Source organism: Kitasatospora sp. NPDC056181, from assembly GCF_042266225.1.
Classification (GTDB): domain Bacteria; phylum Actinomycetota; class Actinomycetes; order Streptomycetales; family Streptomycetaceae; genus Kitasatospora.
In genome coordinates this window covers 1-25297 of the sequence record NZ_JBHJUK010000130.1, presented here as the reverse complement: position 1 = coordinate 25297, position 25297 = coordinate 1, and the positions used below count along the sequence as shown (strand labels likewise).

The 25297-nt window shown below is 72.2% G+C and carries 28 protein-coding genes; 18 read left to right on the top strand and 10 right to left on the bottom strand.

Annotated features, from left to right (window positions below):
* Positions 1-323: 323 nt before the first annotated feature.
* The 16 genes from ACFC1F_RS34150 (at position 324) to mobF (ending at position 14486) form a co-directional block, all read left to right on the top strand.
* Positions 324-614, top strand: coding sequence for a hypothetical protein (locus ACFC1F_RS34150; protein WP_376164248.1), 291 nt, complete (start codon positions 324-326; stop codon positions 612-614).
* Positions 611-856, top strand: a complete 246-nt coding sequence (locus tag ACFC1F_RS34145) for a hypothetical protein (protein ID WP_376164246.1) — start codon at positions 611-613, stop codon at positions 854-856. Before ACFC1F_RS34150 ends, ACFC1F_RS34145 begins: the two co-directional genes overlap by 4 nt.
* Positions 853-1077, top strand: a complete 225-nt coding sequence (locus ACFC1F_RS34140; RefSeq protein ID WP_376164244.1) for a hypothetical protein — start codon at positions 853-855, stop codon at positions 1075-1077. The genes ACFC1F_RS34145 and ACFC1F_RS34140 overlap by 4 nt, the downstream gene beginning before the upstream one ends.
* Positions 1074-1409 (top strand): hypothetical protein, encoded by a 336-nt coding sequence (locus ACFC1F_RS34135; RefSeq protein WP_376164243.1) that lies wholly within the window; start codon positions 1074-1076, stop codon positions 1407-1409. Before ACFC1F_RS34140 ends, ACFC1F_RS34135 begins: the two co-directional genes overlap by 4 nt.
* Complete coding sequence (locus tag ACFC1F_RS34130; protein ID WP_376164241.1) at positions 1406-2713, top strand: hypothetical protein; 1308 nt, start codon at positions 1406-1408, stop codon at positions 2711-2713. Before ACFC1F_RS34135 ends, ACFC1F_RS34130 begins: the two co-directional genes overlap by 4 nt.
* Positions 2710-3099: an RRQRL motif-containing zinc-binding protein gene (locus tag ACFC1F_RS34125; RefSeq protein ID WP_376164239.1), complete on the top strand. Its 390-nt coding sequence runs from the start codon at positions 2710-2712 to the stop codon at positions 3097-3099. The genes ACFC1F_RS34130 and ACFC1F_RS34125 overlap by 4 nt, the downstream gene beginning before the upstream one ends.
* Positions 3100-3206: 107 nt before the next feature.
* On the top strand, positions 3207-5579 hold the full coding sequence (locus ACFC1F_RS34120) for an FtsK/SpoIIIE domain-containing protein (RefSeq protein WP_376164237.1): 2373 nt from the start codon (positions 3207-3209) through the stop codon (positions 5577-5579).
* 202 nt (positions 5580-5781) lie between these two features.
* Positions 5782-6351 (top strand): hypothetical protein, encoded by a 570-nt coding sequence (locus tag ACFC1F_RS34115; RefSeq protein ID WP_376164235.1) that lies wholly within the window; start codon positions 5782-5784, stop codon positions 6349-6351.
* A gap of 19 nt (positions 6352-6370) precedes the next feature.
* A complete protein-coding gene (locus tag ACFC1F_RS34110; RefSeq protein ID WP_376164233.1) occupies positions 6371-7129 on the top strand; it encodes a hypothetical protein in 759 nt (252 codons plus the stop codon).
* Between the two features lie 93 nt (positions 7130-7222).
* Positions 7223-7405 (top strand): pRL2-8, encoded by a 183-nt coding sequence (locus ACFC1F_RS34105; RefSeq protein ID WP_376164231.1) that lies wholly within the window; start codon positions 7223-7225, stop codon positions 7403-7405.
* A gap of 463 nt (positions 7406-7868) precedes the next feature.
* On the top strand, positions 7869-8306 hold the full coding sequence (locus ACFC1F_RS34100) for a hypothetical protein (protein WP_376164229.1): 438 nt from the start codon (positions 7869-7871) through the stop codon (positions 8304-8306).
* 79 nt (positions 8307-8385) lie between these two features.
* The gene (locus ACFC1F_RS34095) at positions 8386-8865 is read left to right on the top strand and encodes a transcriptional regulator (RefSeq protein WP_376164227.1); all 480 of its coding nucleotides are present in this window, start codon (positions 8386-8388) and stop codon (positions 8863-8865) included.
* An 82-nt stretch (positions 8866-8947) separates the two neighbouring features.
* Entirely contained in the window at positions 8948-9310 is a 363-nt protein-coding gene (locus tag ACFC1F_RS34090) for a hypothetical protein (protein ID WP_376164225.1), read from the top strand.
* A gap of 95 nt (positions 9311-9405) precedes the next feature.
* Positions 9406-9843, top strand: coding sequence for a hypothetical protein (locus tag ACFC1F_RS34085; RefSeq protein WP_376164223.1), 438 nt, complete (start codon positions 9406-9408; stop codon positions 9841-9843).
* Between the two features lie 88 nt (positions 9844-9931).
* Positions 9932-10315: a hypothetical protein gene (locus tag ACFC1F_RS34080; protein ID WP_376164221.1), complete on the top strand. Its 384-nt coding sequence runs from the start codon at positions 9932-9934 to the stop codon at positions 10313-10315.
* A 43-nt stretch (positions 10316-10358) separates the two neighbouring features.
* On the top strand, positions 10359-14486 hold the full coding sequence (gene mobF, locus ACFC1F_RS34075; RefSeq protein WP_376164219.1) for a MobF family relaxase: 4128 nt from the start codon (positions 10359-10361) through the stop codon (positions 14484-14486).
* A gap of 7 nt (positions 14487-14493) precedes the next feature.
* Here mobF and ACFC1F_RS34070 read toward each other — a convergent pair whose 3' ends face one another.
* Positions 14494-15333 (bottom strand): recombinase family protein, encoded by an 840-nt coding sequence (locus ACFC1F_RS34070; protein ID WP_376164217.1) that lies wholly within the window; start codon positions 15331-15333, stop codon positions 14494-14496.
* Between the two features lie 94 nt (positions 15334-15427).
* Here ACFC1F_RS34070 and ACFC1F_RS34065 point away from each other — a divergent pair, with 94 nt between their 5' ends.
* Entirely contained in the window at positions 15428-15628 is a 201-nt protein-coding gene (locus ACFC1F_RS34065; protein ID WP_376164215.1) for a hypothetical protein, read from the top strand.
* 996 nt (positions 15629-16624) lie between these two features.
* Here ACFC1F_RS34065 and ACFC1F_RS34060 read toward each other — a convergent pair.
* The 5 genes from ACFC1F_RS34060 to ACFC1F_RS34040 all read right to left on the bottom strand — a co-directional run bounded on the left by ACFC1F_RS34060 (position 16625) and on the right by ACFC1F_RS34040 (position 20140).
* Positions 16625-16837 (bottom strand): hypothetical protein, encoded by a 213-nt coding sequence (locus ACFC1F_RS34060; RefSeq protein WP_376164213.1) that lies wholly within the window; start codon positions 16835-16837, stop codon positions 16625-16627.
* 2 nt (positions 16838-16839) lie between these two features.
* The gene (locus tag ACFC1F_RS34055; RefSeq protein WP_376164211.1) at positions 16840-17526 is read right to left on the bottom strand and encodes a hypothetical protein; all 687 of its coding nucleotides are present in this window, start codon (positions 17524-17526) and stop codon (positions 16840-16842) included.
* 373 nt (positions 17527-17899) lie between these two features.
* Positions 17900-18409: a hypothetical protein gene (locus tag ACFC1F_RS34050; protein WP_376164209.1), complete on the bottom strand. Its 510-nt coding sequence runs from the start codon at positions 18407-18409 to the stop codon at positions 17900-17902.
* Entirely contained in the window at positions 18406-19218 is an 813-nt protein-coding gene (locus ACFC1F_RS34045; protein ID WP_376164207.1) for a ParA family protein, read from the bottom strand. The genes ACFC1F_RS34050 and ACFC1F_RS34045 overlap by 4 nt, the downstream gene beginning before the upstream one ends.
* A 193-nt stretch (positions 19219-19411) precedes the next feature.
* Positions 19412-20140: a hypothetical protein gene (locus ACFC1F_RS34040; RefSeq protein ID WP_376164205.1), complete on the bottom strand. Its 729-nt coding sequence runs from the start codon at positions 20138-20140 to the stop codon at positions 19412-19414.
* Positions 20141-20934: 794 nt separating this feature from the next.
* On the opposite strand from ACFC1F_RS34040, the gene ACFC1F_RS34035 reads away from it, so the two are divergent.
* Positions 20935-21156 (top strand): YozE family protein, encoded by a 222-nt coding sequence (locus ACFC1F_RS34035; protein WP_376164203.1) that lies wholly within the window; start codon positions 20935-20937, stop codon positions 21154-21156.
* Between the two features lie 63 nt (positions 21157-21219).
* On the opposite strand, the gene ACFC1F_RS34030 is transcribed toward ACFC1F_RS34035, so the two are convergent.
* The 4 genes from ACFC1F_RS34030 to ACFC1F_RS34015 form a co-directional block, all read right to left on the bottom strand.
* Positions 21220-22983 carry an ATP-binding protein gene (locus ACFC1F_RS34030; protein ID WP_376164201.1) on the bottom strand — a complete coding sequence of 588 codons (1764 nt, stop codon included), beginning with the start codon at positions 22981-22983 and terminating at the stop codon, positions 21220-21222.
* Entirely contained in the window at positions 22980-23984 is a 1005-nt protein-coding gene (locus ACFC1F_RS34025; protein ID WP_376164250.1) for a bifunctional DNA primase/polymerase, read from the bottom strand. Before ACFC1F_RS34025 ends, ACFC1F_RS34030 begins: the two co-directional genes overlap by 4 nt.
* A gap of 191 nt (positions 23985-24175) precedes the next feature.
* The gene (locus ACFC1F_RS34020; RefSeq protein WP_376164200.1) at positions 24176-24472 is read right to left on the bottom strand and encodes a hypothetical protein; all 297 of its coding nucleotides are present in this window, start codon (positions 24470-24472) and stop codon (positions 24176-24178) included.
* A complete protein-coding gene (locus tag ACFC1F_RS34015) occupies positions 24472-25230 on the bottom strand; it encodes a GntR family transcriptional regulator (RefSeq protein ID WP_376164198.1) in 759 nt (252 codons plus the stop codon). Before ACFC1F_RS34015 ends, ACFC1F_RS34020 begins: the two co-directional genes overlap by 1 nt.
* Positions 25231-25297 lie beyond the last annotated feature (67 nt).

Sequence of the window (25297 nt, the reverse complement as noted above, 5' to 3'; positions counted from 1 at the left end):
CGGGCACCGGCTTCTCGATGCGGGGCATGGATTCTGTCCTTCACTCGCTGGTCTGTGCCCTAGTGGACGCCAGCGTACTAGAACGCGAACACAAAAGCGCCAGGGGGTCGGCGTGTCGCGCGCCGCGTACTAGAACGTGAACCAATTCTAGCGCGGCTGCTTGCGCGTGTACTAGAACGCCTCTATGTTCATCTATCAGAACAGCCCGGCAGGGACTGGGGATGGCCCGAGAAGGGCCTTATTCGCCATGCCCAAAAGGGAAGCCCCGGCGCGTCACCGCCGGGGCTAAAGGGAGCCGTTCCATCGAGAGGAGCACGACCCCCATGGACATCATCGTCGCCGGTCAGCGCGTTGTCAGCGCGTTCGACTTCATCGAGGCCGCGGGTTTCGAGCCTGCGCCGGCCTTCGAGCCCAACACCTCCGAGGACCTGGCCGCGTGCCGCGACGCGCTGGCCGACTTCCTCGACGACCTGGTCGCCGCCGCCGACGCGGACAACGAGGTCGACCAGCTGGACATCGCCCACTACCGCCAGCTGCTGCGGCGGATGCCGACCCCGCTCCGGGGCCGCGACATCATCCGCCGGTCGAAGGCCCGGAAGGCGGTGGCGGCGTGAAGCGCCCGCTGATCGACCCGCGCCTGGTCGCGCTGCTGCTGCCGGTCCTCCCGCTGCTGTGGTCCCGGGTCCGCACCCTGCTGATGATCGGCGGGGGCCTGCTGATCCTCGGCATCCGGCTGAGCCTGCTCGACACCCTCGCCCTGGTCCTGGTCGTCACCGTCGTGCTGACGCTGGAGGCGCTCGCCGCCGTCCCGGCCGCCGGCGGCCGCCGGACCGAGGCCGTCGGGGGTGCCCGATGAAGGGCCTCGCCGCCCGCCTGTTCACCGGCTGGGACCTGTTGATCCTCCTCGGTTCCATCGCCATCGCCGTCCAGGGCTACCGCCACGGCGCGAGCCTCCAGCAGGCCGCCTTGCACGGCCTGAGCCCGCTCGTCCTCGGCATGGGCGCCCTGCGCGTCTTCTCCTCCTCCACCAGCTCGAAGACCACCACGGCCACCGGCCGGAAGGGCGGCAAGAAGTGAAGACCCTCACCCGACGGACCGTCACCCTCCTCCTCGACACCGTCTTCGGCTTCCTCAACTCGACCGTGAAGACTGTCGCCGCCCTCGCGGTGGTCGGCCTCGACCGCGTGGTCGACCCGGTCCGGGTCCTGCCGAACCACACCGGCCTGGTCATCACCCTCGGCGTCCTCGCCGCCCTCGACGCCCTGGCCTGGTTCGGCGTCATGCCCGAGCGCTGCACCGCCGACCAGCCGTGCGACGAGTGCCTGCGGTACGTCGAGGCGAACGGCTTCTACCCGTACGGCGCCACCCCGACCGGCATCTACACCGAGGCGAAGGAGATCGGCCAGTGAGCGAGGACTACCGCTCCTGGGAGGAGCGCGAGGCCGCCGCGGCCAAGGACCGCGCCGCCGCCGACGCGGTGAAGAAGAAGGCCGCCGCCGACGCCGAGCTCGCCAAGGTCGAGCTCGCCGACCGCAAGGCCGCCGCCGGCACCAAGGCCCTGCGCGAGAAGCTTGCCCAGGCCAAGGTCGAGCAGCAGCTCGCCGAGCAGGCCGAGCAGGCGAAGGACTCCGGCACCGAGCGCAAGCAGGCCCGCGCCGAGCGCCGGGCGGAGTCCGGCACCGACTTCAAGCGCCTGGTCCGGATCTTCGTCGCCGTCTGCATGGCGTCCGCCCTCCCGGCCCAGTTCACCTATTTCCTCGGCCTCCACAAGGAGGGCCAGACCGGCACGGCCTGGATGCTCGGCCCGCTGCCGATCGTGCTGGAGCTCGCGGCGTGGGTCGCGGTCTACGGCACCGCGTGGGCCGGTCGCAAGGGCATGAGCAAGGTGCCGTTCTGGCTCCTGACCGCCGCACTCAGCGGGTTCGCCGCGTGGGTGAACTACCAGCACGGCACCCAGGAGTACGGCTCGATCGCCGGAGCCGCCCTCGCCGCCGCCAGCTTCGCCGGTCCGCTGATGTGGGAGCTCGCCGAGTGGCTCGACGGCCTGGCCGCCGTCGAGACCCGCACCCGCGAGCAGCGCGCCGCCGACAAGGCCGCCGCCGCGAAGGAGAAGGCCGACGCGAAGGCCAAGGCCGAGCACAACGCCCGCCGCGCCGCGCAGTTCCCGCCGGTCTGGGAGAGGTTCCAGCAGATCGTCGCCGCCCACCCGCTCGGCACCCTCGACGAGGAGACCGCGTGGCGCCAGGCGTGGGAGGACGTCCACCGCGCACCGCTCGGCATCACCGCCGTCACGTACGCCGGGCGCGTCCGTGCCGAGCGCGCGCTGGAGTCCGTCATGGGCGAGGAGCGCTCGGTCTACAAGGAGCTCGACGCCTGGCTCGGCGACGTCCTGCGCGACGCCGGAGACGACGGCGAGACGGGCGGCGGCACCCTGGTCGGGACCGCCCCGAAGAAGCCGTCCCCGGCCCCCTCCGAGGCCGCAAAAACCCTTGGGGGAAAAGGGAAGCGCGGCATCCTCGGGGGGCGCCAGGAGAGGGCCCGCAAGCCCCTCACGGCGGAGCACCTGGAGCAGGTCCGCCAGTACGCCGCGCTGATCGGTGAGAACGGCCGGACGATCTCGAACCGCACGGTGCGCGACCTGATCGGCGGGGGCGAGGCGGACTACATCTCCCGCCTTACCCGCGCGGTGAAGGACGAGCGGGGCGAGAAGTGAGCGCCCCGCGCCACCTCGACCCGACCGGCGAGCGCCACGGCGGGATGCCGACGTGGGCCTGGGGCACCGCCCCCGACCACCTCGCCACCCGCGACCAGCTCCGGGCGAAGGGCTTGCGGCCCGCCCGCCGCCAGCAGGTCGCCGGCCAGCTGGAGTGGGGCAGCAGCAAGGCCCGCCACTGCGGGGGCATCCGGGTCGCCTACCTCTACCGGATCGACGAGGCGGTGCCGATCGGCCCGCTCACCCCGGCCAGGGCCTGCGGCCTGGCGGCGGCGATGCGCGCCCGCCGGACCTGCCCGACCTGCCGCACCGAGCGGCCGTACGTGATCTCCACCCGGCTCGGCGAGTGCGCCCCCTGCGCGGACGACCTCACCGCCGCCGCCTGATCCACCAGCTCGACGCAGTACCGCGGGGCCGGTCTCAACCCGACCAAGAGCGCGGCCGGCCCCGCAGCCTCCGGCACCACCACAGCGATCCCAGAGGGAGCACCATCATGACGGACCAGCCGATCGGGCCCGCCGCGTCCGGCCCGGACGACGCCGACAACCGCATCGACCTCCGCAAGTTCCTCGACCCCGAGTCCCTCGCCGACATCGAGCGGGCGATGCGCGAGGCCGCCGAGCTCACCGAGTCCGGCCACGCCAGCTCCACCATCGGCACCGTTGCCGAGCCCACGCTCGATGGCGCCGCGCCGGTCGTCGGCTTCATCGAGTCCCAGCGCGACGAGGACGACGACGAGCCGACCGGCTGGTGGCAGCAGGAGCGCAGGGCCGTCCTGCCGCCCGCGTTCGCCGACCCGGAGACCGCCCGCCGCACCCTGCTGCAGGCCCGCGCCATCGCCTGGAACCGCACCCAGTTCCACGGCCTGCGGACCCCGGTCTACGCCGCCCGCGCCACCTGGGTCGCCATGTACGGCGCTTGGACCCTGCGCGGCGACGCCGTCCACTACCTCTTCGCCGGGGAGTACGTCCGCCCGATCAAGGACGCGAAGAAGGCGAAGAACGACGGCCTGGTCGAGACCCTGCGCGACGCCCGCTCGGCGAAGATCGGCGAGCGCTTCAAGAGCAAGCGCGCCATCACCGGCCTGGTCGGCGGTGGCCTGTACGTCACCGCGATGCTGGTCACCGCCTCGATCGGCGAGTGGATCGTCGCCGGTCCGATGATGACCGCCGTCGCCGGGCTCTGCGGCGTGGCCGGCTACCGGGCCCGGCGCGAGCAGGCAGAGCAGGCCGGGGCCGCCCCGTTCACCCTGCTCGACACCATCCCCCAGGAGCGCCAGGAGCTCAGCGACGAGCGGCTGACCAACGCGCTGCGGGCGGTCGGCATCCTCAAGAAGGATGAGGAGGTCCGGCCGGTTGGGCTGATCGGCCGGGAGAAGACGGGCGACGTCACCGCCGAGATCGCCACCATCGACCTGCCCGCCGGCGTCACGGCGAAGAAGTGCGCCGCCGCCCTGGTCGAGATCGCCGGTGCCCTCGGCATCGACCAGGTCCAGCTCGATATCCAGCAGGCCGGCCCCGCCGGGCGCGTCTCCTTCTGGGTGGCCGACCGCGACCCGTTCGCCACCTCGCGGCCTTCCCCGCTGCTGGAAGTCCGCGCCGTCCTGGACGCCTGGAAGGACGGCATCCCGGTCGCCTTCACCAAGCGCGGGCAGGCCATCCGCATCAAGGTCAAGGACAGCTCGTACCTGATCGGCGGCATGACCCGGGCGGGCAAGGGCATTGCCATCATGTCCCTGGTCCTGGGCGCCCTTTTCGACACCCGCATCAAGGTGCGCTTTTTCGACGGAAAGGAGAGCGGCGAATACAACCGGCTCGCGCCGATGCTGCACACCTTCGTCAAGGGCGACCCCAAGCGTCTGGCGGAATTCCTCCGCGTGATGGTCGGCGAGATGAAGCGCCGGATGCACATTCTCGGAAAGCTCGGAAAGGCGAAGCTCTCCCCCGATCTGCTGGAGCTGCTCGGCGGCCTGGAGCTGTTCATCGTCGACGAGGTCGCCAGCTACACCGACATCGACGCCATCAAGCTGTTCCTGCTGGAGAGCGGCGACGACGAGACCAAGCCCGAGGACCTGCGGGACGCCATCATCGGCAGCTTCAACCTGCTCTCCTCCAAGGGCGCGGCGGCCGGAATGATTCTCGTCCTCTCCACCCAGATGCCGGAGGTCGCGGTCATTCCCTCCCGGCTGCGGTCCAACGTCACCTCCAAGTGGGCGATGAAGACCGAATCCGCGCAGCACTCCAACAACATTCTCGGTGGCGGAATGTCGGGCACCGCGAATGCAGCCGATATCCCGCTGGAGCAGCGCGGCCGGGGAATTCTCATGACGCCGGACATCGGCATCGTGGAGAACCGCAGCTTCTTCATCGACGACGAGGCGGGCGAGGTCGAGCAGCTCGCCAAGGTCGCGTACGCGATCCGGGAGGCCGCCAAGGTCCTGCCCGGCGACCAGGCCGACCAGGTCGAGGAGGAGCTGTACCGGCTGACCGGCATGTCGTCGGTGGCCGGCGGCATCGGCGAGGACGTCGGCATCATCGTCGCGGGCCGGGCGGCCGGGGTGCACGGCATCCTCGCCGCGATGCTCGCCGCGTTCGAGCAGGCCGGGAACCCCGACCGGATGGGCCGCGACGCCCTGGTCGCCGCCCTGGTCGCCGCCGACCCGGAGCAGTGGGGCCCGCTGCAGCAGGACACCCCGTCGAAGACCGGCACCGCGCTCAAGAAGGTGATCGACGCGCAGCTGGCGGCCGACGCCGAGACCGAGGCCCGCAAGCCCCGGGAGCTGTCCTCGAAGGAGTGGTCGGCGGGCGGCAAGGACCGCGGCTACCTCCTCGACGACGTCCGCGCCGCTGCCGGAATTGCCCCGTAATTTCCCCGCGATGGGGGCCGCGACGGCCCGCGTCGTCGCAGGTCAGCGCCTGCGACAGCCCGCGACGCCGAGCCCCGAGCCCGCGACGGCGTCGCGGCCCCCATCCCCCCGTCGTGGCATCCATCGTGCCTCTGACCTGCAACGTCGTAGCGCATCGCGGGCCCATCTCGGGCCACAAACCATGACAAAGAGGGCAGTGAAGATGAACCCGCAGAGCAGCGTCTACCAGCCGCAGATGATCGTCCCGACCCCGGTTCAGCAGCCGTACGCGGTACCGGTCCAGCCGGTCGCCGTCCCGATGCAGCAGTACGTGATCACCGACGCATCCGGGCAGCAGGTGATCGTCACCGGGACCGCGCAGCCCCTCGCGCAGCCGGTGGTCGCCGGGTACCCGGCCCCGTTCGCCCCGGCCGCCGTCCCGGCGCCGGTCGCGCTGGGCGGCCCACTGGTCCCGCCGTGGATGATCCGGGCCGCCATCGGCGCCCTGGTCCTCGGCGCCGGGGCGTTCGGCGTGCAGTTCCTGGCGGGGGCGCTGGAGCACCTGGTCCACGCGCTCGGCGAGCTGATCCGGCTCCTGGTGACGCTGGTCGTGGTCGTGGTCGGCGGTGGGGTCGGCCTGTGGGTGCTCAAGGCGGTGCTCTCCTCCGACGCCGGGGCGAAGGCCGGCCCCGCTGGCGGCGAGGGCGCCGGGATGGTCCAGAACGTCACCACCAACGTCGCGGTCAGCCTGGTCAACCAGGTCACCGGCCGCCGCGGTCGCAACAACGCCTGATCGAGAGAAGGAGACCCCCGTGCGCATCCTCGGAATCGGCCGACCGTCCAACGAGGTCCAGCTGTTCGGCCCGCTCGTCGTCGACGGCGCCGCGATCGTCTGCGAGGTCTGCGGCGACGGCGGCCAGCCCGGCCGGGGCCACGTCCTGCAGCTCGACTCCGCCGCCCTGCGCTGCGGCAAGCGCGGCCACGAGTTCGCCCACCCCGCGATCCACCAGCTGCTGCCCGCCGCGATCCGCCAGGCCCCGAAGGGCGCGTTCTCCATCGCCCTGCAGGACGGCCGGACGATCTCCGGCTCGACCACGGTCGGCGGCGTCTTCGCAGGGTCCGACAAGAAGGGCAAGGGCAAGGGGAAGGCCCCCGCGCCCAAGGGCGGCGGCATCGCGGCCGCGCAGGCCGCCGCCGCGAAGGGCGGCAAGCCCGGGACGAAGGGCGGCGGCGGTGGCCTGGTCGCGGTGCTCGGCACGGTCAACGCCGCGCTCGGCACCGTCACCGCCACGGTCGGCGCGGTCGGCCAGGTCGCCGGGGCCGCCGGGGCCGGCGCCCGCGCGGTCAGCGACATCGCCAAGGTCGGCCAGGGCGCGGTCAACCTCGCGTCGAAGAACGCGGCCGGCCACCACCAGACCGGCCTGGCCCAGCTCATGAACTCCGACGCCCAGAACCAGCGCCAGCACGAGCAGACCATGGCCGCCGCCCGCTACCAGGACGCCGAGAACGCCCGCCAGCACCGCACCCTGCGGGCCCTCACCCAGCAGCCCAAGCCCCCGCAGACCAGCTGACGGCAACGCCGCCGAACCCCCGCCCCGCTCCCCCCGCATTGGGTGGCCGCCTGCACCAGGCAGACGCGGCCACTGACCCGAAGGAGAACTGCAGTGTTCAGCATCGGAGAGTCGAAGCAGAAGGCCCAGAACCCGCCCCGTGGGGAGTGCCGCCAGTGCTGGCTGCACGCCTACGACAGCCGCACGGTGCACGCCCACCTCGGTTGGCGGGAGGACTGCCCGGAGTGCGTGGACCACATGAACAACGGCCACCCGGCCAGCATGATCGTGCAGTGAGCTGACCCCGTCCGACCAGCACCAGAGGACAGGAGCCGCTTCACCCGCCCCGGCCATCTCGGCCGGGGCGGGTGACGTGCGTCAGGGGGCGGGCCGCGCCCGGCGGCGGCCGGGAGGCCCCCCGGGGCCGAGCGGGCGGCGACGGTGAACGCGCGGCCCGCAGGGGCGGTCACCCGGGTGTGCCGGGCGCGAACGCGCCCGCCCGCTCCCCTCTCTGCCAGCACACGCGCCAGCTCCAAAGCCACCGAACAAGCAGGCGAAAACGCCAGCAAAGCCGCAGGTCAAACCGTCTGCAAACACGCCAGCGATATAGCCGTCAATACCGCTAGCGATCAAGCAAGCGAAACAGACAGCATTTTCGCCAGCGAAAAAGCAGGCTGAAACGCTTGCGGAAACTGTACGGCGCTCCGTACAGTCGAGGCGTACGGAAAGCCGTACAGCAGACACCCGGGAGGGGTATTCCATGATCACGATGCGTGAGGCGCACGGGGGCGGCGTGGACGTCACCATCAGCCTGTCCCGCGACGAAGCCGCAGCTCTCGGCCACTTCTTCGACCTGGCGGACTGGTTCGACACCGCCCTGTGGGGGCTGTCGCTCCTGCGGACCGGCGAGAGCTACCGGGGCCCCCTCGGTGCCGAGACCGGCCCGGCCACCGCCGCGCAGATGGCGACCGTGGTCGGGCACCTCGACCACCGGCTGATCCCGCGCCTGGAGGGCATCCGCAACGCCGCGATCCGCCGCCACGCCGAGCTCGGCGGCTCGGTCGGACACCTCGCGCTGGCGATGGACGCGCCCCGCTCCACCGCCCAGTACCGCCGTGAGGCGCTGCTCGCCAAGGTGCCCGGCGGCTTCGAGGACTGGGCGGTCAACGGCGGCCCCCGGCGCCCGAAGCACTCCTGACCCCACACCCAGCAGGGGCGGCCGTCATCCCGCGAAGAAGTCCGGCCGCCCCTCACTCCCAGACAGGAGCACCACCATCATGACCCCCAACGACGCCGCCACCATGGCCGCCGTGTTCGTCGTCCTCTACACCGCCCACCAGGTCGGTGACCACTGGGTGCAGACGTCCTGCCAGGCCGCCGAGAAGGGCAAGCCCGGCTGGACCGGCCGCTGGGCCTGCTCCAAGCACGTCGCCACCCTGACCGCCACGAAGCTCGCGCTGCTGGTCCCCGTCGTGCTGCTGCTCGACCTGCAGGTCACCGCGCTCGGCACCATCCTCGCCCTGGCCGTCGACGCCGGAACGCACTGGTGGGCGGACCGCCGATCCACCCTCGCCTGGCTCGCCAAGGTCACGGACAAGACCGAGTTCTACTCGCTCGGGACCCCGGCCCACCCGGCGCACCCGACCACCGCGGAGGGCGGTTACGCGCCGACCCTGGGCACCGGCGCCTACAGCCTCGACCAGAGCTTCCACGTCTTCTGGCTCCTGGTCGCCGCCGTCATCACCGCCGCCGTCTGATGACCGCCGGCCCCGACCGGTCCGTCCTCAGCATCCGCACCGCACTCAACCCGCAGCAGCACTGACCGAGAGGACCACGACCATGGCCGAGCACACGAACCTCCCGGACCGCCCGGTCGTCGGCACCGTCGTTCAGCACGGAGCCGCCGAGACCGCACTCGGCGGCGAGCTGCAGCACCTCGCCCCGGCCGCCACCGCCGCCCTGCGCCTGCTCGCCGACGCCATCCGCAAGGGCGGCGCCGACCACGAGGACGTCGTGCAGGCCATCAAGGACAGCCACGTCGCCGACGCCTTCGCCGACATCTTCGACGCCGCCTCGGAATCCGTGTGGCGGGCGCACGATGCGGCGGGCGGCGACCCGTACGACTTCGACGTCCGGCTCACCGCCGACAACCTGTACGCCGTCGCCAGCGACATCCGCGACGCCATCTCCCCCTGGATCTGAGCAGCACGACCCGGCACCACCCACCCGTCCACCAAGATGGACACCGGGGGCCGCCTCGACGCGGCCCCCGGCACCGTTCCAAGGAGAGCGAACCCGTGAGCGACACCACCCCCGCGACCAGCCCGGCCGACGCCGTCCGCGCCGTCGCCGGCGACGAGAAGGCGCTCCTGGCCCTCTGGCACCGCGAGCACACCCGCAGCCTCTGGCAGGACACCCTCGACAAGGCCGACACCACCGACGACCCCGAGAACACCCGCCGCATCGCCGCGGGCGCCATCGCGGAGGTCGCCGACTCCACCCCGCTGCACGCGCTCGCCGCCAACGCCGAACTCGTCACCCTGCTGACCGGCCGCCGCTGGTTCGTGATGCGCGACGCCCGCGAGCAGGGCTCCAGCTGGGACGAGATCGGCGCTGCGCTCGGCATCAGCGGCGACGACGCCCGCGCCTACTACGAGCGCAAGATCGAGCTCCAGGAGCTCCACGTCGGCGACCTCCACGACGCCGCCCGAGCCCGCCGCGCACTCGACGACTGACCACCCGAACGACCCGACCGAGCCCCCCGGCAGCACGACCGCCGGGGGGCTCGCCGCGTGTTCGGCCTATCTACCAAGACTGAACGCCATGGTGCCGCCTGTGGTGCCAGGGCCGCTTGCCGCGCCCTGGACCCAGGCCCGGCGGAGCACTCCCCGGCGCGCATCCGACGCGCTGACGGCCGGTCTCCGTACGCGCCGGGAAGCACCCCGCGCCGCACCGCTCGGCCCGCCGCGCAGAGATGCAAGAGCTGTCACCGACCCGGACCGCCGGCACCTCCTGATCGACGCCACGCCAGCCATCAGATCCACCAGCCACATGACCAGCAATCAGCACGACACCAAGCCAAAACCCAGACCACGAACCACGAAATCCACGACACAGATCAACACCACGACAACAACAACATCATTGACGACCACCATCACCAATGATCAAATACAGCAAAAGCACCAAGGTATCTTCGATACGTGATCATGGGCGGGCCGCCGCCGGGGGGTGACCAGGGTTGGCGTGGGTGACGACGCTCGGCGCCGATCCGGCCCAGGTGGAGTACCGCCTCGCCGAGGACTGCGGCTGCGATCTCGACCACCAGGTCGAGTACCGCATGGCCCAGCCCCGCGACCTCGAATGGATCGGCTCCGGCCTCGCCGAAGTCGGCCTGGTCGCCGGAGACGTCGTCGACAAGGACGCCGCCCGCGCGCTGATGGCCGGCACCGACCCGAACACCGGCCAGCAGCTGGTCCGGGTCAAGGTCGAGGTCGACCCGCGCGCCAAGCTCTCCGGCGCGGTGCTGCTCGACGCCGTCACCGCCGCCGCCGAGCGGGCCGGGGTCGACGTCGACCAGCTGCTCGACGACGACAAGCTCACCGACCGGCTCGCCCGCATCGCCCGCCAGGTGAAGAAGGAGGGCGACGCGCACCGCGTGCCGGTCGACGCGGTCGAGGACATCGCCGCAGCGGCCGGCCTCGACGTCGCCGCGCTCTACGACGCCGACGAGCTCGCCCTCGCCCGCAAGCACCGCGACGACCGGGTGTCCGTGCGCAACGCCGGGCACGACCTCACCCTCGATCTGCCGAAGTCGTACAGCTCGCTGGTCGGCGTCGCCGACGACGTCCTGGCCGCCGCGCTGGAGGACACCTTCCTCGACGCCTGCCGCGACACGTTCGGCGCGTACGAGGACTGGATCGGCTACACGATGCGCGGCCACCACGGCGACGGGAAGCGCGCCGAACGGGCCGACTCCTCCGGCCTGCTCGGCTGGATGACCACCCACCGCTCCGCCCGGCCGGTCGGCGCCGGACCGGGCGACCCGCACCTGCACGTCCACATCACCTTCGCCAACATGGCCCGCACGATCGACGACGGGAAATGGCGCGCGCCCGGCGCCGGCGGACGCGACGCCCACCGCCACGCGCTGGCCGCCGACGCGCTGGTGAAGGCGCGACTGCGCGAGCTCACCGCAGCCCGGTTCGGGATCCGCTGGGAACGCTCGCCGGAGACCGGCGCGTGGGAGGTCGTCGGCATCCCCCAGGAGCTGCGGACCGCGTTCTCCCGCAGGCACCTGCAGATCGCCGACGCGGTCACCGAGGGCATGACCGCCCGCGAGCAGAAGCTGGTCGCGCAGCAGCTCGCCGAGCGCAAGAGCGACCAGACGAGCGAGCGCGCCGACTGGCTACAGCGCGCCCGCCGGGTCGAGGTCGACGGCCGCCCGCTCGATGTCGCCGCGATGGTTCGCGCCGCCACGCCCGGCTGGAACGGCCCCGGCGGCGCGCCGACCGGCCCGGCCGGACCCGACGGCCCCCAGCTGCCCTCGCCCGAGCGGATCGCCGCGTGGATCTGGCGCGAGGACGGCGGCCTGGTCGAGTCCACCAAGGTCGTCAGCCGCGCCGCCGTCCTCGCGGCGGTGATCGACGCCTGCCCGCGCGGCCTGGCGAGCGCCGAGCAGGCCGAGCAGCTCACCGACCAGGTGCTCGCGGTCGAGGGCCACGCCGTGCGCCTGCCGGACCAGGGCGCCGACCACATGTCCAACGCGGCACGGTTCACCCACACCTCGATCTTGGCGGCCGAGCAGGCCATCACCGAGACCGCCGCCGCCCGGCTCGGCGAGGGCGCGGCCCGCATCACCCCGGCCGCCGCCGAGCTCGCGCTGTCCACCGTCGAGGCGAGCCGCGGATTTAGGCTCAGCGACCAGCAGCGCGCGGCCGTCGAGCGGCTGCTGACCGCCGGTCACGGCCTGGACGTCGTCATCGGGGTCGCCGGCGCGGGCAAGACCACGCTGATGGAGGCCGCCCGGGTCGGCTGGGAGGCGGCGGGCCTGCGGGTGTGCGGCGCGGCCACCGCCGCCGTCGCCGCCGCGAACCTCGCCACCGAGGCCGGGATCGAGTCCTCCACCATCGCCGGGTGGCTGCGGGCCGACCACCCCGGGCCCGGCCTCGACCAGGTCGACGTCCTGGTCATCGACGAGGGCGCGATGGTCGACGACCGGGCGGTCGCCGAGCTGCTGCGACGGGCGGGCACCACCGGCACCAAGGTCGTGATGATCGGCGACCCGCAGCAGCTGCGGGCGATCGGCGTCGGAGGCGGATTCGCCGCCGCGCACGCCCTGGTCGACGGCGCGGTGCTCACCGAGAACCGCCGCCAGCGCGACGCCGCCGAACGGGCCGCGCTGGAGGTCTGGCGCGAGGGCGCCCGCACCAGCGCGCTCGCCGCGTGGGCCGAGGCCGGCCACGTCCACGCGGCCGACACCGCCGAGCAGGCCCACACCGGCATGCTCACCGCCTGGCTCGACCAGCGCCGCCGCTGGGAGGCCGACCCGCACGAGCTCACCGAGCGCCTGGTCGTCCTCGCCGCCACCAACGCCGACACCGAGCTGCTGAACGCCGCCGCCCGCCGCCTGCTGCAGGAGCGCGGCGAGCTCACCGACGCCCGCACCTACCGGCAGGCCGGCGGCCGGACGCTGGAGCTCGCGGCCGGGGACCAGGTCCGGGTCCGCAAGAACGACTACCGCTCCCGGCGCGACGACTCCCAGCCGGACGTGCTGAACGGCTTCCGGGGCGTGGTCCGCGAGCTCGACGAACAGGGCCGCGCCCTGGTCGAGTGGCGGCGCTCCGGCCCGGACGGCCACCGCCTGCAGCAGGCATGGATCACGCCCGACCAGATCGCCGCCGGCGCGCTCTCCCACGGCTACGCGATGACCATCGCCGCAGCCCAGGGCCTGACCGCCGACATCGCCCTGGTCTACGGGATGGGCGCGGACGCCTACAGCCTCTACCCGGCGCTCTCCCGGGCCCGCGAGGCCAGCCACCTGTGGCTGCCGACGATGCTGCTGGAGGACGAGCCGACCCGCCTGCGACTGGGCGAGCCGCGCACCGAGGACGAGCGCCTGCGCCGGGCCGTCGCGGCGTACGGGCGCGCCCTCGAAGGCGACCAGCCCGACCGCCTGGTCCTCGACGAGCTCACCTCCGAGCGCGCCCCGGCGCTGCCCCACCCGAGGCCGGCCGACGACACCACCCGGCCGCTGCCGCCGCCCGTCCAGCACCGGCCCCGGCCCGAGCGGGAGGACCTCGACGCCGCAGCGGCGGCCGAGGCCGAGGAGCAGGCCCGCCGCGCCGCCGGGCTGCAGGCCGAGCGCCTCCGGCCGCCGGTCGACATCGACCGCCTGGTCGAGGACCACCGCGCGGACGCGGCGGCCGGGATGGAGCTCCCGAGCGAGGAGGAGATCGAGGCCGCCCTCGCCGCGGCCCTCGAAGCGCGCATCCCGGCCTGGCGCGACCGCCGGTTCGGCAAGCTCTCCACCGAGGAGCTGCTGCCCAAGGCCGAGGCCGCCGACCGGGCCGCAGAGAACGCCCGCGCCCGCGCCGAGGACCTGCAGGCCCGCGCGGACGAGGCACGCCGGGTGCTCGGCACCCCGGACGCGCCCGGCCAGCAGCGCACCGCCGACGTCGCCGCGTGGCTGGACGTCGCCGCCCAGGCCGTCGAGCACGTCCAGGGGCTGGAGCAGCTGCTCCAGCAGGCGTACGCGGACCAGAGCACGGCGCGCGCCGCGCAGGCCGAGGCCGCCGAGCAGGCCCGGCGCGGGCGTCTGGCCCTGCGCCTCGACGGCACCAGCCGCGCCGAGCAGAAGGAGGCCGCCGCGCAGGCCCTGGCCCAGCGGCTCGCCGCCGAGGAGGGACAGCGGGAGATCCGGCGCCTGCTGGACCCCGCCGTCGCCGAGGCCCGCCGGCTGATGGAGCCCGCCGCCACCCGGTTGAAGCTGCAGCGGTGGCCGGCCGGGAACGGCGAGGAGCTGACCGAGCGCCTCACCGAATACCGCCAGGCCCTGCCCGCCTACGCCGCCAACCTCGCCCGGCAGGACGAGTACGAGGCGAAGCGGCTGCAGACCCAGGCAGACACCCAGCACACCAGCGCCGAGAAGCAGGAGCACCGGGCGAAGGGCCTGCGCGCCGAGGCCCGCGCCCGCGCGGCGCTCTCCCCGCAGCGGCAGGCGATCGAGAGCGTCGGGCGGACCGCCTACCAGCTGGCCGAGGCCACCCAGCTCGCGGCCGAGCAGGCCCGGCAGGCCCAGGCTCGCAGGATCGCCGAGCAGAACCGCCGCTACGAGCCGCCGAGCCAAGGACGGTCCGGTCCGAGCCTGGGCCGCTGACCGTCGGTCAGCCGATGCCTCCGAGGATTTTGGCGGCGCGGGTGCGGCGTACGTCGTCCTTCCGCCGGGCCCGGTCGGCGGCGGAGCGCGCGTTGTTCGCGGCGCGCGCGTTGTCGTCGAGCATCCGGGCCACGGTGGTCGGGTGCCACTTCCCGCCGCGCTTCGCCGGGATCTCCGCGTCGTTGAGCCTGCGACAGATCGCGCGCACACCGAGCCCTTCCTGCTCGTGCCACTCCTTCACCAGGTCCTCGACCTCCCTCTCGTCGTCGAGGTCGACCAGGTCGCCGTCGACGGCCTGCTGGCCGTAGCGCGGAGCCCCGTAGGCGTAGCCGCCGAGCGCGCCCTTGGTCTGTCGGCCCTCTCGCAGGCGCTTGCGGATGAGGCCGCGGTCGAGCTGGTGGAAGACGCCGCGCATCTGCCGCATGGCGGTGCGCATGGGGTCGGTCTCGTCGTCCTCCAGGTGCTCACCGTGGTCGGCGGTGAAGGCCCGGCCGCCTAGCGCCCAGACGTAGGCGAGGACGGCTTCCTGGACGGTGAGCTCGCGGGCGAGCCGGTCGAGGTTCGGGGCGAGGATGCCGTCGGCCCGGCCCTCCGCGATCCACTGGACGGCCTCCATCAGGCCCTCGCGTTCGTCGATCGTGCTGGAGCCGGTCTTGCCGTTCTTCTCGCCGTCGGTGACGACGTGGACGATCCGGTGTCCGCCTTCCGGGGATGTGGTGTTCCAGCGTCGGCAGTCGGCTTCCTGCGCGGGCAGGCCGTAACCGTCGACGGCTTGCCCGGCGGTGGAGACGCGGCGGACCAAGACGAGCCGGAGCCGGTCCCGGCGCGGGGTGTAAGTGGCATCCATGGAGCCAACGTACACATCTATAGGTATAGATGTAACACCCCAGTTCAGAGCCCTTTTCACCGATTCGGGCGAGACTGCGGGGGATCATGGTCGGATGACGACTCCCGCCCGCCGCCCGCTCAGCCCCGGCCCCGTTCCTGTCGATCCGTCAGCCGACCGGCCCGCGCCGCTCCGCCCGGCCTGGCCGCTGCTGTCCGCCGAGCCCGCTCCGGTCGACGACGAGGACCAGGGCGTCGCCGTCGAGGCCGCCGCGCCGACAGGCCGCCGGCCGCTGTGGACCGGGCCCCGGAGCTGACCGGGGACGCCACCAAGGTTTCCGCCGGGACACCTTGATGGTCCCTCCAATGCTTTGACCTGCGGCATCAAGGCATCGAGACCGGCCCGTGACCTGGCCACCAAGGAATCCGGCGGCACCATCAAGGAGAGCCACCAACCTTGGTGGCCTCCGCCGGCCCCGACGGGGGCGGGCGTCGCGCTGGGTGATGTTCATCTTCATCATCAACCAGGACGGACGGCCCCGGCAGGAGGCCAATGCGCGCGCACGACGTGCGCGCGCGAGGCCAGGGCACCGGGTGACAGCGCGTCACTCCGGCCCCGCCTGGCCGGTCGCCGGCGCCTGGTCGCGGTCGCACGTAGCTACCACCGCAGGCGCCACCGGGGACACCACCGCGGGTTCCACCGCAGACACCACCGTAGGCAGCCCGCCGCCTCACGGCCGCCCCGCGTGTTCCCGCAGCTCAGGGCCGGTCTCGGCGGCCCTGGAAATTCAGACAACCCCTCTCCTGGCCCTTCTCCTTCCGCTGCTGGTGGTTGGTGGCGTGGTGGTCGGCCGGGCGGCGTCGAGGCGTTCTCACCCTGCCGGGGGCTGTTCTTGGTGGTGGCGCCCGGCGCTGCCGTCCGCGACCTGCAGCGGCCCTGACGGGCTCTCAGGCCGGGCCGCAGGACTGAGACGCCCAGCGCCCCCAGGGCATCGCCCAGCGGACCGCGTACGCCCGCCAGCGGGCCGCCAGGCCGCCCACGACCGGCAGCGCCGGGCGCCACCCGAGATGAGCCCGCCGCAGGCGCCGCTGACCGATCCGCCGCCCAACCAGCCACCACCAACAGCAAGCAGAGGGCCCAGGAGAGGGATGTCAGAATTTCCCGCACCTTGGTGGCGGGGTCTGACCTGCGACGATGCCGGGTCGCGCCGGGCGGGGGGTGGTCGACGTCAGGACCTACGTCAGGACCTACGTCAGGAGCCACATCAGGACCTGCGTCAGGACCTCCGCCGGGGCCGTCCAGGCCGCCCCGCTCAGCCGCTCGGCGGCGGTTCGTAGGGCGGGCGAGTGTCGAGCTGGAGGTAGGCGCGGCCTCCGTCGTAGTGGCTGGGCTCGGTGACGGTGAAGTGCTCGCGCAACGCGTCGAGGATCTTCCGCTCGGTCTCCGGGTCGCCGGTCACCAGCCGCAGCTGGGCGGTGCCGGGCAGCGGGGCCGGCCGCGGGCTGCGCGTGCTCCTGGTCGCCATCGTCACTCGCCCCCCTGGCCGGTGCGGGTGGTGAGCCGGGCCAGCTGCGAGGGGCGGCCCTTGGGCGTCGCCCGGACCGCCTCCCAGTCGATGCCGGGGTGGGCGAGCAGCACGTCCAGGTCGCCGCGCCGGAAGAGCGGCACGGCCGGATAGTCCCGGCGCCGCTGCCAGCCGGAGCGGACCCAGGTGACCGGCTCCACCCAGCCCGCCCGCACCAGGTGCTCGAAGTCCGCCTCCCGGCACCGCAGGTAGCCGGCGGCTTGCGCGCGGGTGTGCAGCCGACCGGCCTCGACCGCCCGCTCGACCGCCGCCCGGTCGTCGAAGGTCTGCAGGGTCCGACCGCAGTACAGCGCGTGGCCCTTGTACTCGCCGACCTCCGGGACGGTGTCGGTGCGGGCCAGCTCGATCAGCACGCTCGGCTCCAGCTCCATTCCGAAGCGCTGCCCGAGCATCTCGGCCGCCCAGCGCGCGCCGACATCCGGCATCGAACCCAACGCCTCGACCTCCGACCAGCGGCCGAGCACGTCGAGACGAAGCTCCTCCGACCAGCGGCCATCATCCGCATCGGGAGGCCCGATCACGCCCGCTCTGCGGGCCCGCTCGAACTGCCACGCCTTGATGCCCAGCGCGTTCTGGAGCTGCACCGGCCCGTACGTCTTCTGCTTGGCAGCCGCCTTCTGATTGGTCATGCTTCCGCGCCCTCACATGCGAAGGAACCCAGCGGCTACGACGCCGCCGGCATGCCACCGACGATAGGGCCGATTTGCCCCTCTCGCAACTACCAAACATGCTCTGACCTGCGACTTTATGGCACGGCCTATCTATCAAGATTGGTCGACACACAAGTGGCCCTCACGCGTGTAAGGCCACCCTGCGACTGGCGTTGCCGCCTTCTTTTTCGCTGGCGTAAATGACGGCTCTTTCGCAAGTTATATTGCTGGCTTCAATGTTGGCGAATTTGCATGCTTATCAGCCGTCGATGTTGCATGCTTTCTCGAAGGCAAAAAAGGGGGCGGGTCGGCAGGCTCTTATGCCTGCTGACCCGCCCCCTTTTTTGCCTGCTCAACTGCTGGCGTTTTCGCCTGTATTCTTGCTGGCCTTGTCATCCCTGATCTTGAGCTTTGCGAACAGGAGCCGGAGCGCCTGGTCGACGAGGTCCTGCGGGTTCTCGCCGGTCTGCTCGACGGCCCGGGTGAGCTTGTCGTCGTTCTCCTTGAGAATCCGCACGCTCAGCTTCGCCCGCTCCGGCCCCCGGGGCCGGCCGAGCCGACGGCCAGCCCTTGCGCCAGCATTCCCGCCTGTGGAAGCGCTGGCGGATTCACCGTCTTTTCCGCCGGTTGTGCTGCCAGCAGGATTGCCAGTCTTATCGCTGGTGGTTTCACCGGCGGCCTTGCCAGTATCTACGCTGGATTTATCGCTGGCGGATTCGCTGGCCTTTCCGGCGTCCGATCCGGGCGTAAGCGCGGAGGTGTCCGCCGGGTCGATATCACGATCCTTCGCCTTCACCAGCTGCTGCTGGCCCTGCTGGCCTGCGCCTCCCTGCCGGATGTTCTTCATCATTTGCGAGGTCACGAGCGGTCTCCCAGGATCGAGTCGAGCAACTGGCCGTAGACGTCTTCCAGCTTGCGGGCCTCCCGGCCGGGCGCCAGGGTGATGGGCGCACAAGCGGTTCGGCAGACCTCGCGGACGGCGTACGAGTGGATCTGAACCGGCAGGAGATGACCCTCGAAATCGCGGGCCAGCGTGCCGTCCCAGTGGTCGTGGATCTCCCGGCGGTCGCGGTCCCGGGGGACGATGCTGCGGACGATGCCGGAGATCCTCAGCCCCGGGTTGAGGCCGCCGGGGGCGCCGATGTGCCGGATCGTCTTCACCGCCTCCAGTGCGCCGTCGTACCCGTCGGCGGTGAGGGTGGCGGGGATCAGCACGCGGTCGGCAGCGATCAGCGCAGTCGAGGCGAGCTTGCCGCCGGCGCGGGGCGGGACGTCCATCACGACCAGGTCGACGTCGTCGAGGCCGTCGAGCGCCCGGCGCAGCCGCAGCTCGAACGTCGTGGGGTCGGTCTCCCGGCGGCCGAGCGGACGCTCCGAGGCGAGAACGCGAACGTTGGCCGGCCACTGGTCCCCGGCCGCGGTGAGCGCCTGGTGGACGAGCACCGCCGGGTCGCCCGGCGGCTCGTCCGCCTCGGGGTCGACGAACAGCAGGTCGTTCAGGCTGAACTCTGCGCCCGTGGCCCCGAGCTCTTTGGTGAGGGTGTGCCGGGGGTCGAGGTCGACGCCGACGACCTTCATGCCGCGCTTGGCCGCTACCGCGATCAAGCCAGATGCGGTCGACGTCTTCCCCACACCCCCCTTCTCCGAGAAGTCCGCCACTGCCGCTTCCATACCGGCCTCCCTTGCAGGTCAGCGGCGGTTTCCGGCAGCGTCTGCGCCCGCTCCCCCGCCTGCTTTGCCGCCCGCAGGAAAGCGGGCGGGATCAGCCTAGGGAACCGAGCATCGCCCCGGGGAGGCGCTCATTCTTGGTAGATAGGTTGTGCATGTCCGGCGTCCTGCATCGCGCCGGGCCGATCGCCTGCGGTCAGGAGTCCGCCCTGTCGTCCTGCAGGTCGAGCGCCAGCTGTTCGGGCTCCGTGCCGGTGGCGCGCCGGACTGCGGTGCGCAGGATCATGCCGGTGGTGACGATCTTCGCTCGGAGCTTGTCGCGCTCGATGATGGCCTCCCGGATGGGCCGGCGGGAGAGGACCGCACCCAGGAAGTCCAGGCCGGTGACCACGCCGCCGTTGCGGATCTCCGCCCGGCGCAGGATCACGTCAGGGCCGTCGCCGTAGCGGTCGGTCCATGCCTGCAGCGCGACCTCGGTGTCCAGGTTCGCCCAGTAGCAGGCCCGCCGGAGCTGGTCGGCGAGCGCCACGGGCAGGCGCACGCTCATCCGGGCGTCGAAGCCGCCGTCACCCTGGTCCCCGCTGGAGACCGTGCCCCAGCGGCGGCCGGGACCGTGGTGGCCAGCCGGGATCGGATCGTACGGGCCGTCCATGCCCCGGCGCTGCAGCTCCTGGGTGAGCGCGGCGGCGACGACCAGATCGCGGGTGCCCTGGAATCGGCCGGCCGCCCGCTGCTTCTCGAAGCGGGCCCGGATCTCGCGACGGGCCTTCGTGAGCTCGCTGCCGCGCAGGCCGGTGAGGTAGGCGTCCTTCCTCGCCTTCTCCAGCCACTTCCGCTCCTTCTTCAGGTTCTCCCCGACCAGGTCGTCGAGGACCTTCAGGTCCTCGCTGGCGATCGCCACAACGAACTGCGCCTGTCCCGCCATTGCCCCTCCTCCTACGCCCGCTGGGTCTGGTCAATCATGGTAGATAAGGCGGACGCTCCGCCGCCCCTCCCGCGCCACCCGTCGGCGGCCCCGGGAAGGGGACATGGAGCGGACGGGCGCGTTCGCGCCCGGCGTCCCGACTGACCGCCCCCTGCGGCCCGCGCGTTCACCGTCGCCGCCCGCTCGGCCCCGGGGGGCCTCCCGGCCGCCGCCGGGCGCGGCCCGCCCGCCTTCCGGCCCTCACCCGCCCCTCGCCGGTCGGCGCCGGTCTGCCGAGCGACGACCCTCCTTCTCCTCTGTCTCCTCCTCCCGCCCGCAAGAAGAGGGGTGAGGGCTCGTCGAGGTTCTCTGAGCCACCCAACAGGGGGATCGCTGGCTCGGGCGGGGGTGGTCACCCGGCTGCAGGTCGACGGTTGGTCACGTTCTGTAGATCATGGCGGGGTTCAAGATCGTTTAGGGACGCTAGGGACGATCCCATCCCCCTCATCTCTGCATCTCTCTCTCTTCTTCGACACTTCAACAGAGGAGGAGGGGTCGGGATCGTCCCTAGCGTCCCTAGAAACCGGCATTTCGGACACGTTCGAGGTCAACCCAGGGACGATAACTCGGTTTTACCGTCCCTCAGGGACGGTAACTTCGCGGTTATCGTCCCTGAGGGACGATAAATCTGGAGTTACCGTCCCTGGATCCGGAAGTTATCGTCCCTGGCGGACGGTAACTTTCCGTGATGGCCGACGGGGGTGAGCGGTAGGCTGCGGCGGCCGGCACCGGGTCGGCTGGGCGGAGGAGGAACCGTGGGCGATTTCGCGGCGTGGCTGGAGCGGTTCGCGCAGGTCAGCGGGCCGATCGGCGATCTGGCCCGGGACGTCGCGGCCGATCCCGAGTGGCCGGCCGGGCCGGACGTACTCGACGTCTACCTCGACTACCTGGAGGCCGACCGCGGCCTGGACGCCGATTCGCCGGCGGCCGAGACGCTCCGCCAGGCGTGGGAGCACTACCGGCAGGCCCGCCGCTGACCCCGGGCATGCCGAAGACCCGCGCGTGCCTGGGGCACGGCGGGTTCGGCGGGGCGGGGCGGGCTACTCGACCAGCTGGCCCTGGACGGCGGGCGGCGGGGGCGGCGGGGCCTGCGACTCCTGGACGCGCGGGACGTAGCGGACCCTGGTCCAGCGGACCGAACCCGCCTTGCCCCTGGTGATGTCGACGCCGAGTTTGTCGAGGTCGGAGGCGGCGCGGTTGATCCGCCGCGACAGGTGGTTCGGCGTGCGGGGCCACGACTCCGGCAGCATCCCGGGCAGCATCCCGCTGAGCTTGTCGAGCAGCTCCTGCGTGCTGCCCTCCCACTCGTGGACGCCATTGGCGTCGGGCGTCTCCTCCCTCACCATCCGCATCAGCGTCATGGCGACCTGGTCGGACTCGACCACCTCTTCGGCGAGCTCGCGCCGCTCGTCCAGGTAGCTCCGCAGGATGCCGCTGCTGGCACCGATGATGCTGTCCAGTGCGGCCATGACCAGGCCCTGGTCTGCCATGCGGGGCAGCTCGATCTCCTCGTTGTCGGCCTGCTCGCGGATGCTGGCGAGCGCCCCGAGCATCTTCACCACGAGGTTGAGCAGCGCGCCCAGGATGCGCGGCTGGGCTTCGTCGTACGCCTCCCACAACGCCGTCTCCGTGCGGCGCTTGGTGATCCGGTGCAGGTGCACCGGGATCATGCGGTCCGCCAGGTCGCCACGAAGCGCGCCGACGTCGATCCCGTTGAAGATCACGACCCGCCGGAACTGCTGGACGGTCACATCGCTGTCGGAGTACAGGGTCCGCTTCACGTTGGCGTCACCCGTCGCGGCGCGGCAGATCGCGTCCGACAGCCACTCCGGAATGCGGCTCAGGTTGTCCAGCCCGACCACCCAGGAGCCGACCGCCGCCGTCGCCCAGTCGTCGGCGTCCTTCGGCGTCGAGCGGGCCGGCGCCGCGCTCGGGTCGATCAGCTTCACCAACATCTTCGTCGCCGTCGACTTCGCGGTGCCCTGCTCACCGGACAGGAACAGCACCTGGTGCGGGATGCCCGGCAGCAGGCCAGCCACCAGCCAGGACACCAGCAGCGGCCACGACTCGTCCGTCACGTTCAGCAGCCCGCGCAGCTCCTGCAGCCGACCACCCTGCTGAGGGATCGGCAGCGGCTGCGTGAGCTGGGAGCGGCGGAACAGCGGCTGACCCGGCGAGGCCGGCCCCACCTTCCACCCGTGCCGGGTGACGGTGACGACCTGGCCGTCGGAGCGCCCGAGGTCCAGGACGAAGCCGTCCTCGGGCCGCTTGCCGAGCGGGGCGACCCGCAGGTACAGCGGCACCGGGTCGGTCGCCTGCGCGTGGCCCTCGATCGCCAGCATCGCGTCCGCCAGCGCCGAGCTGGAGGCCGCCTTGCCCTGCGACTCGAAGTAGAGCCGGGCCAGCTCCGCCCGCAGGCTGATCCGCCCGCCGCGCAGCAGACGCGCGATCCGGGGGCCGTAGCCCTCGCGCGGCACCGCGTACTGGTCGCCGTCCTCGCTGTTGCCGAACTCGTAGCGCTGGGCCGCCATCCGGATCAGCTGGTCGGCCTGGCTCTCCTGCCGACCGCCCCTGCTCTGCGCGGCAGCCTGCCGGGCGGCCTCCGCCTCCCGTGCCGCCGACTCCTTGGCGGCCTGCTCCGCGCGCTCCCGCTCGGCCTTCTGGGCCTGGAACGCCTCGAAGTCCCGCACCTCCTCCGGGGAGGCGTTGGCCAGCCACTCGGCCGCCTTGTCCTTCTTCGCCTGCTCGCGGCGGAACGCCTCGACGACGTCCACCTGCACCGGCATCTCGATCACGTTGCTCACGCGGCACCGCCGAGCTGGCGGGCGCGCGCGTCCATGAACCGCGGCCGGGCCAGGCCGGCCCGCATCCCGGAGGCGACCGTCTTCTCGATCTCGCGCGCGTACCGGTGCTTCGCCGAGCTGCCGACGCCACAGTCCCGCGCCGTCGAGATCAGCGCGTCCTCGGCCTCGGTCTGCCCGAGAAGGCCGGCGGCCACCAGCTGACCGGCCCGGTACGCCGCCTTGTTCAGCCGGTCGTTGCGGCCGGTCTGCGGCTTCATCTCCGCGAGCTCCGCGCACTCCGAGGCCAGGATCCCGCGCGCCCACCGCTGTTCCCGGGAGCCCTGCCGGGCCACGGCCCGCAGCCGGGCGACCACCTCGGCCCCCCGCCCCGCGCCCCCGCTGTTGGCTGGCTCAGGGGCAGTGGTGAGGACGGTCAGCAGCCAGCGGGGCAGAGGTGCCGGGGTGGTGATGCTGCTGGTCAGCCGGTACGGGCGGCCGTCGATGTGCGAGCCGATGCCGACCACGTACCCGCCGACCGCTCGGGTGTCGATCCACGGGCCCACCGTGCGGGCCGAGCAGCGGACCTCGACGTCGTCGGGCGCGGCGAAAAGCAGGTGCTCGCCGCCGCTCCAGGTCTCCACCGTCATGGTGTCGACCGGCGAAGCGCCCGGGGTCCGGGCGATCAGCGAGGAGAATGACGACCGTCCGTCGACGATCTCCTGGCCCGTCAGTGCGGGGTCCGGCTCATCGTCCAGGTGCGGCACGTCGAGGTCGACGACGACCAGACGGGACGGCCCGCAGGCCACCCCGATGTTGAACGGCGCCCGCGACCAGGTCCGGGTGATCAGCTCCGGGTCGAGGGTCGCTCGGTGCTCCCAGTCGGACCACCGCGGCTCCTTCCCGCCGACCAGCAGCGGGTGCACCGCCATGCCGCGCTCGGCGTACCCGAGTGCGCTGGCGAGCAGGAATGGCCGAAGGTCACCCGCGCGCGGCGGGGGGGTAGGTAGCGCAGTGCGATGCACTTCTCGTACGCTCAAGGGGAGCGCACCTCCGTCCTGGTAGATCGGGGAGCTCGTCTGGCCGAGTAAGCGCTCGGCGACTTCTGGAAGCCCGCCCCTGCCAGGGGGTGGGCTTCCGTCATTTCTGGGCTCATCCTGCCTTGAATCCGGGGTGAGGTCTCAAGGTCTCGGAGCAGGATCCCGTGGTGCGGGATCTACGCGGCGGCTATCTCGCGCGCCACGTCCCTCGCGGTGTAGAGCAGGTGATCCCGGGAGTCCGGTTCCTCATGGATCGCCGGAAGCGACATCACCGAGGCGACCTTCTCGTAGGCGATCACCAGGCGACTGCGCGTCAGCCGAGCGGGCTGCAGAGCGTTCCGGATGGTGATGGCGGTGAGCTCGGGAAGGGCGGCGATGCAGGCCGCAGCCGTGATCTCTCCGGCGGACGGAGTCCACATGTCGGTGCGGAACTCCTCCCGGAGGGCCTCCAGCTCGTCCGTCAGCGGGGTCATCAGGAACTCTCCTCGGGGACGCTGTACGAGTACGACAGGGTGTGTCGAGGCGGGATGCATGCCTCTCCGTACTCAACGAGGACGGTTTCGCCGTCTTTCTGGGTGGTCCAAAGCCAGGCCATGGCGCCGATCCCGGTTCCGTTGGGGAGTCCGAGCGCGCTCGACTCGCGCGCGTCGCTCCCACGGGAGTGCATGAAGTCCTCGCCGTGGGTGATCCGGCCTGCCGCCCGCTCCAGGCCCGCGATCCTGGTCCCGATGCTGCTGTTGGTGGTGGCCAGCAGCTCCGGCACCTCCTCGGCCAGGGCGCCGTCGTGCCAGGTGACTGTGAGGGCCCGGAGGGACTTCTCCTCGATGGTCACGAACTCCCGGCGGATCACCTGTGCGCCTGGCTCCAGGCCGAAGAGTTCCGCGACGTAGGGCGGGGCGACGATCAGCTCAGCAGCGGTGACCCGGTGGTGCTCGCCGTTTGCGTCGAGCGTCCCGGTCCGCCGGTAGCGGTCGAGCCGATCCTTCGGTGAGGTGGTCTTGGCCCCGAGGCCGGCCACGAAGGACCCGCGCGGGCTGGTGTAGATCAAGCCCTCAACCTGCAGCTGGGCGATCGCCTTCGCGGCGGTCGCGCGCGCGATCCCCCACTCTCGCTCGATTTCCGCCACGGTGGGCAGCTGCTGCCCCTCGGACAGGATGCCGTCCTGGATCTGACGCCTGAAATGTGCGGTGACCTGCATGAACGCGGGCACCGGCTTCTCGATGCGGGGCATGGATTCTGTCCTTCACTCGCTGGTCTGTGCCCTAGTGGACGCCAGCGTACTAGAACGCGAACACAAA

Excerpts from the sequence above, each read along its gene's own strand:
- ACFC1F_RS34115 (WP_376164235.1), top strand. The coding sequence starts at position 5,782 with ATGAACCCGCAGAGCAGCGTCTACCAGCCGCAGATGATCGTCCCGACC.
- ACFC1F_RS34080 (WP_376164221.1), top strand. The coding sequence starts at position 9,932 with ATGGTGCCGCCTGTGGTGCCAGGGCCGCTTGCCGCGCCCTGGACCCAG.
- ACFC1F_RS34095 (WP_376164227.1), top strand. The coding sequence starts at position 8,386 with ATGACCCCCAACGACGCCGCCACCATGGCCGCCGTGTTCGTCGTCCTC.
- ACFC1F_RS34100 (WP_376164229.1), top strand. The coding sequence starts at position 7,869 with ATGATCACGATGCGTGAGGCGCACGGGGGCGGCGTGGACGTCACCATC.
- ACFC1F_RS34090 (WP_376164225.1), top strand. The coding sequence starts at position 8,948 with ATGGCCGAGCACACGAACCTCCCGGACCGCCCGGTCGTCGGCACCGTC.
- ACFC1F_RS34015 (WP_376164198.1), bottom strand. The coding sequence starts at position 25,230 with ATGCCCCGCATCGAGAAGCCGGTGCCCGCGTTCATGCAGGTCACCGCA.
- ACFC1F_RS34020 (WP_376164200.1), bottom strand. The coding sequence starts at position 24,472 with ATGACCCCGCTGACGGACGAGCTGGAGGCCCTCCGGGAGGAGTTCCGC.
- ACFC1F_RS34120 (WP_376164237.1), top strand. The coding sequence starts at position 3,207 with ATGACGGACCAGCCGATCGGGCCCGCCGCGTCCGGCCCGGACGACGCC.
- ACFC1F_RS34150 (WP_376164248.1), top strand. The coding sequence starts at position 324 with ATGGACATCATCGTCGCCGGTCAGCGCGTTGTCAGCGCGTTCGACTTC.
- ACFC1F_RS34060 (WP_376164213.1), bottom strand. The coding sequence starts at position 16,837 with ATGGCGACCAGGAGCACGCGCAGCCCGCGGCCGGCCCCGCTGCCCGGC.
- ACFC1F_RS34065 (WP_376164215.1), top strand. The coding sequence starts at position 15,428 with ATGACGACTCCCGCCCGCCGCCCGCTCAGCCCCGGCCCCGTTCCTGTC.
- ACFC1F_RS34140 (WP_376164244.1), top strand. The coding sequence starts at position 853 with ATGAAGGGCCTCGCCGCCCGCCTGTTCACCGGCTGGGACCTGTTGATC.
- ACFC1F_RS34045 (WP_376164207.1), bottom strand. The coding sequence starts at position 19,218 with ATGGAAGCGGCAGTGGCGGACTTCTCGGAGAAGGGGGGTGTGGGGAAG.
- ACFC1F_RS34070 (WP_376164217.1), bottom strand. The coding sequence starts at position 15,333 with ATGGATGCCACTTACACCCCGCGCCGGGACCGGCTCCGGCTCGTCTTG.
- ACFC1F_RS34040 (WP_376164205.1), bottom strand. The coding sequence starts at position 20,140 with ATGGCGGGACAGGCGCAGTTCGTTGTGGCGATCGCCAGCGAGGACCTG.
- ACFC1F_RS34055 (WP_376164211.1), bottom strand. The coding sequence starts at position 17,526 with ATGACCAATCAGAAGGCGGCTGCCAAGCAGAAGACGTACGGGCCGGTG.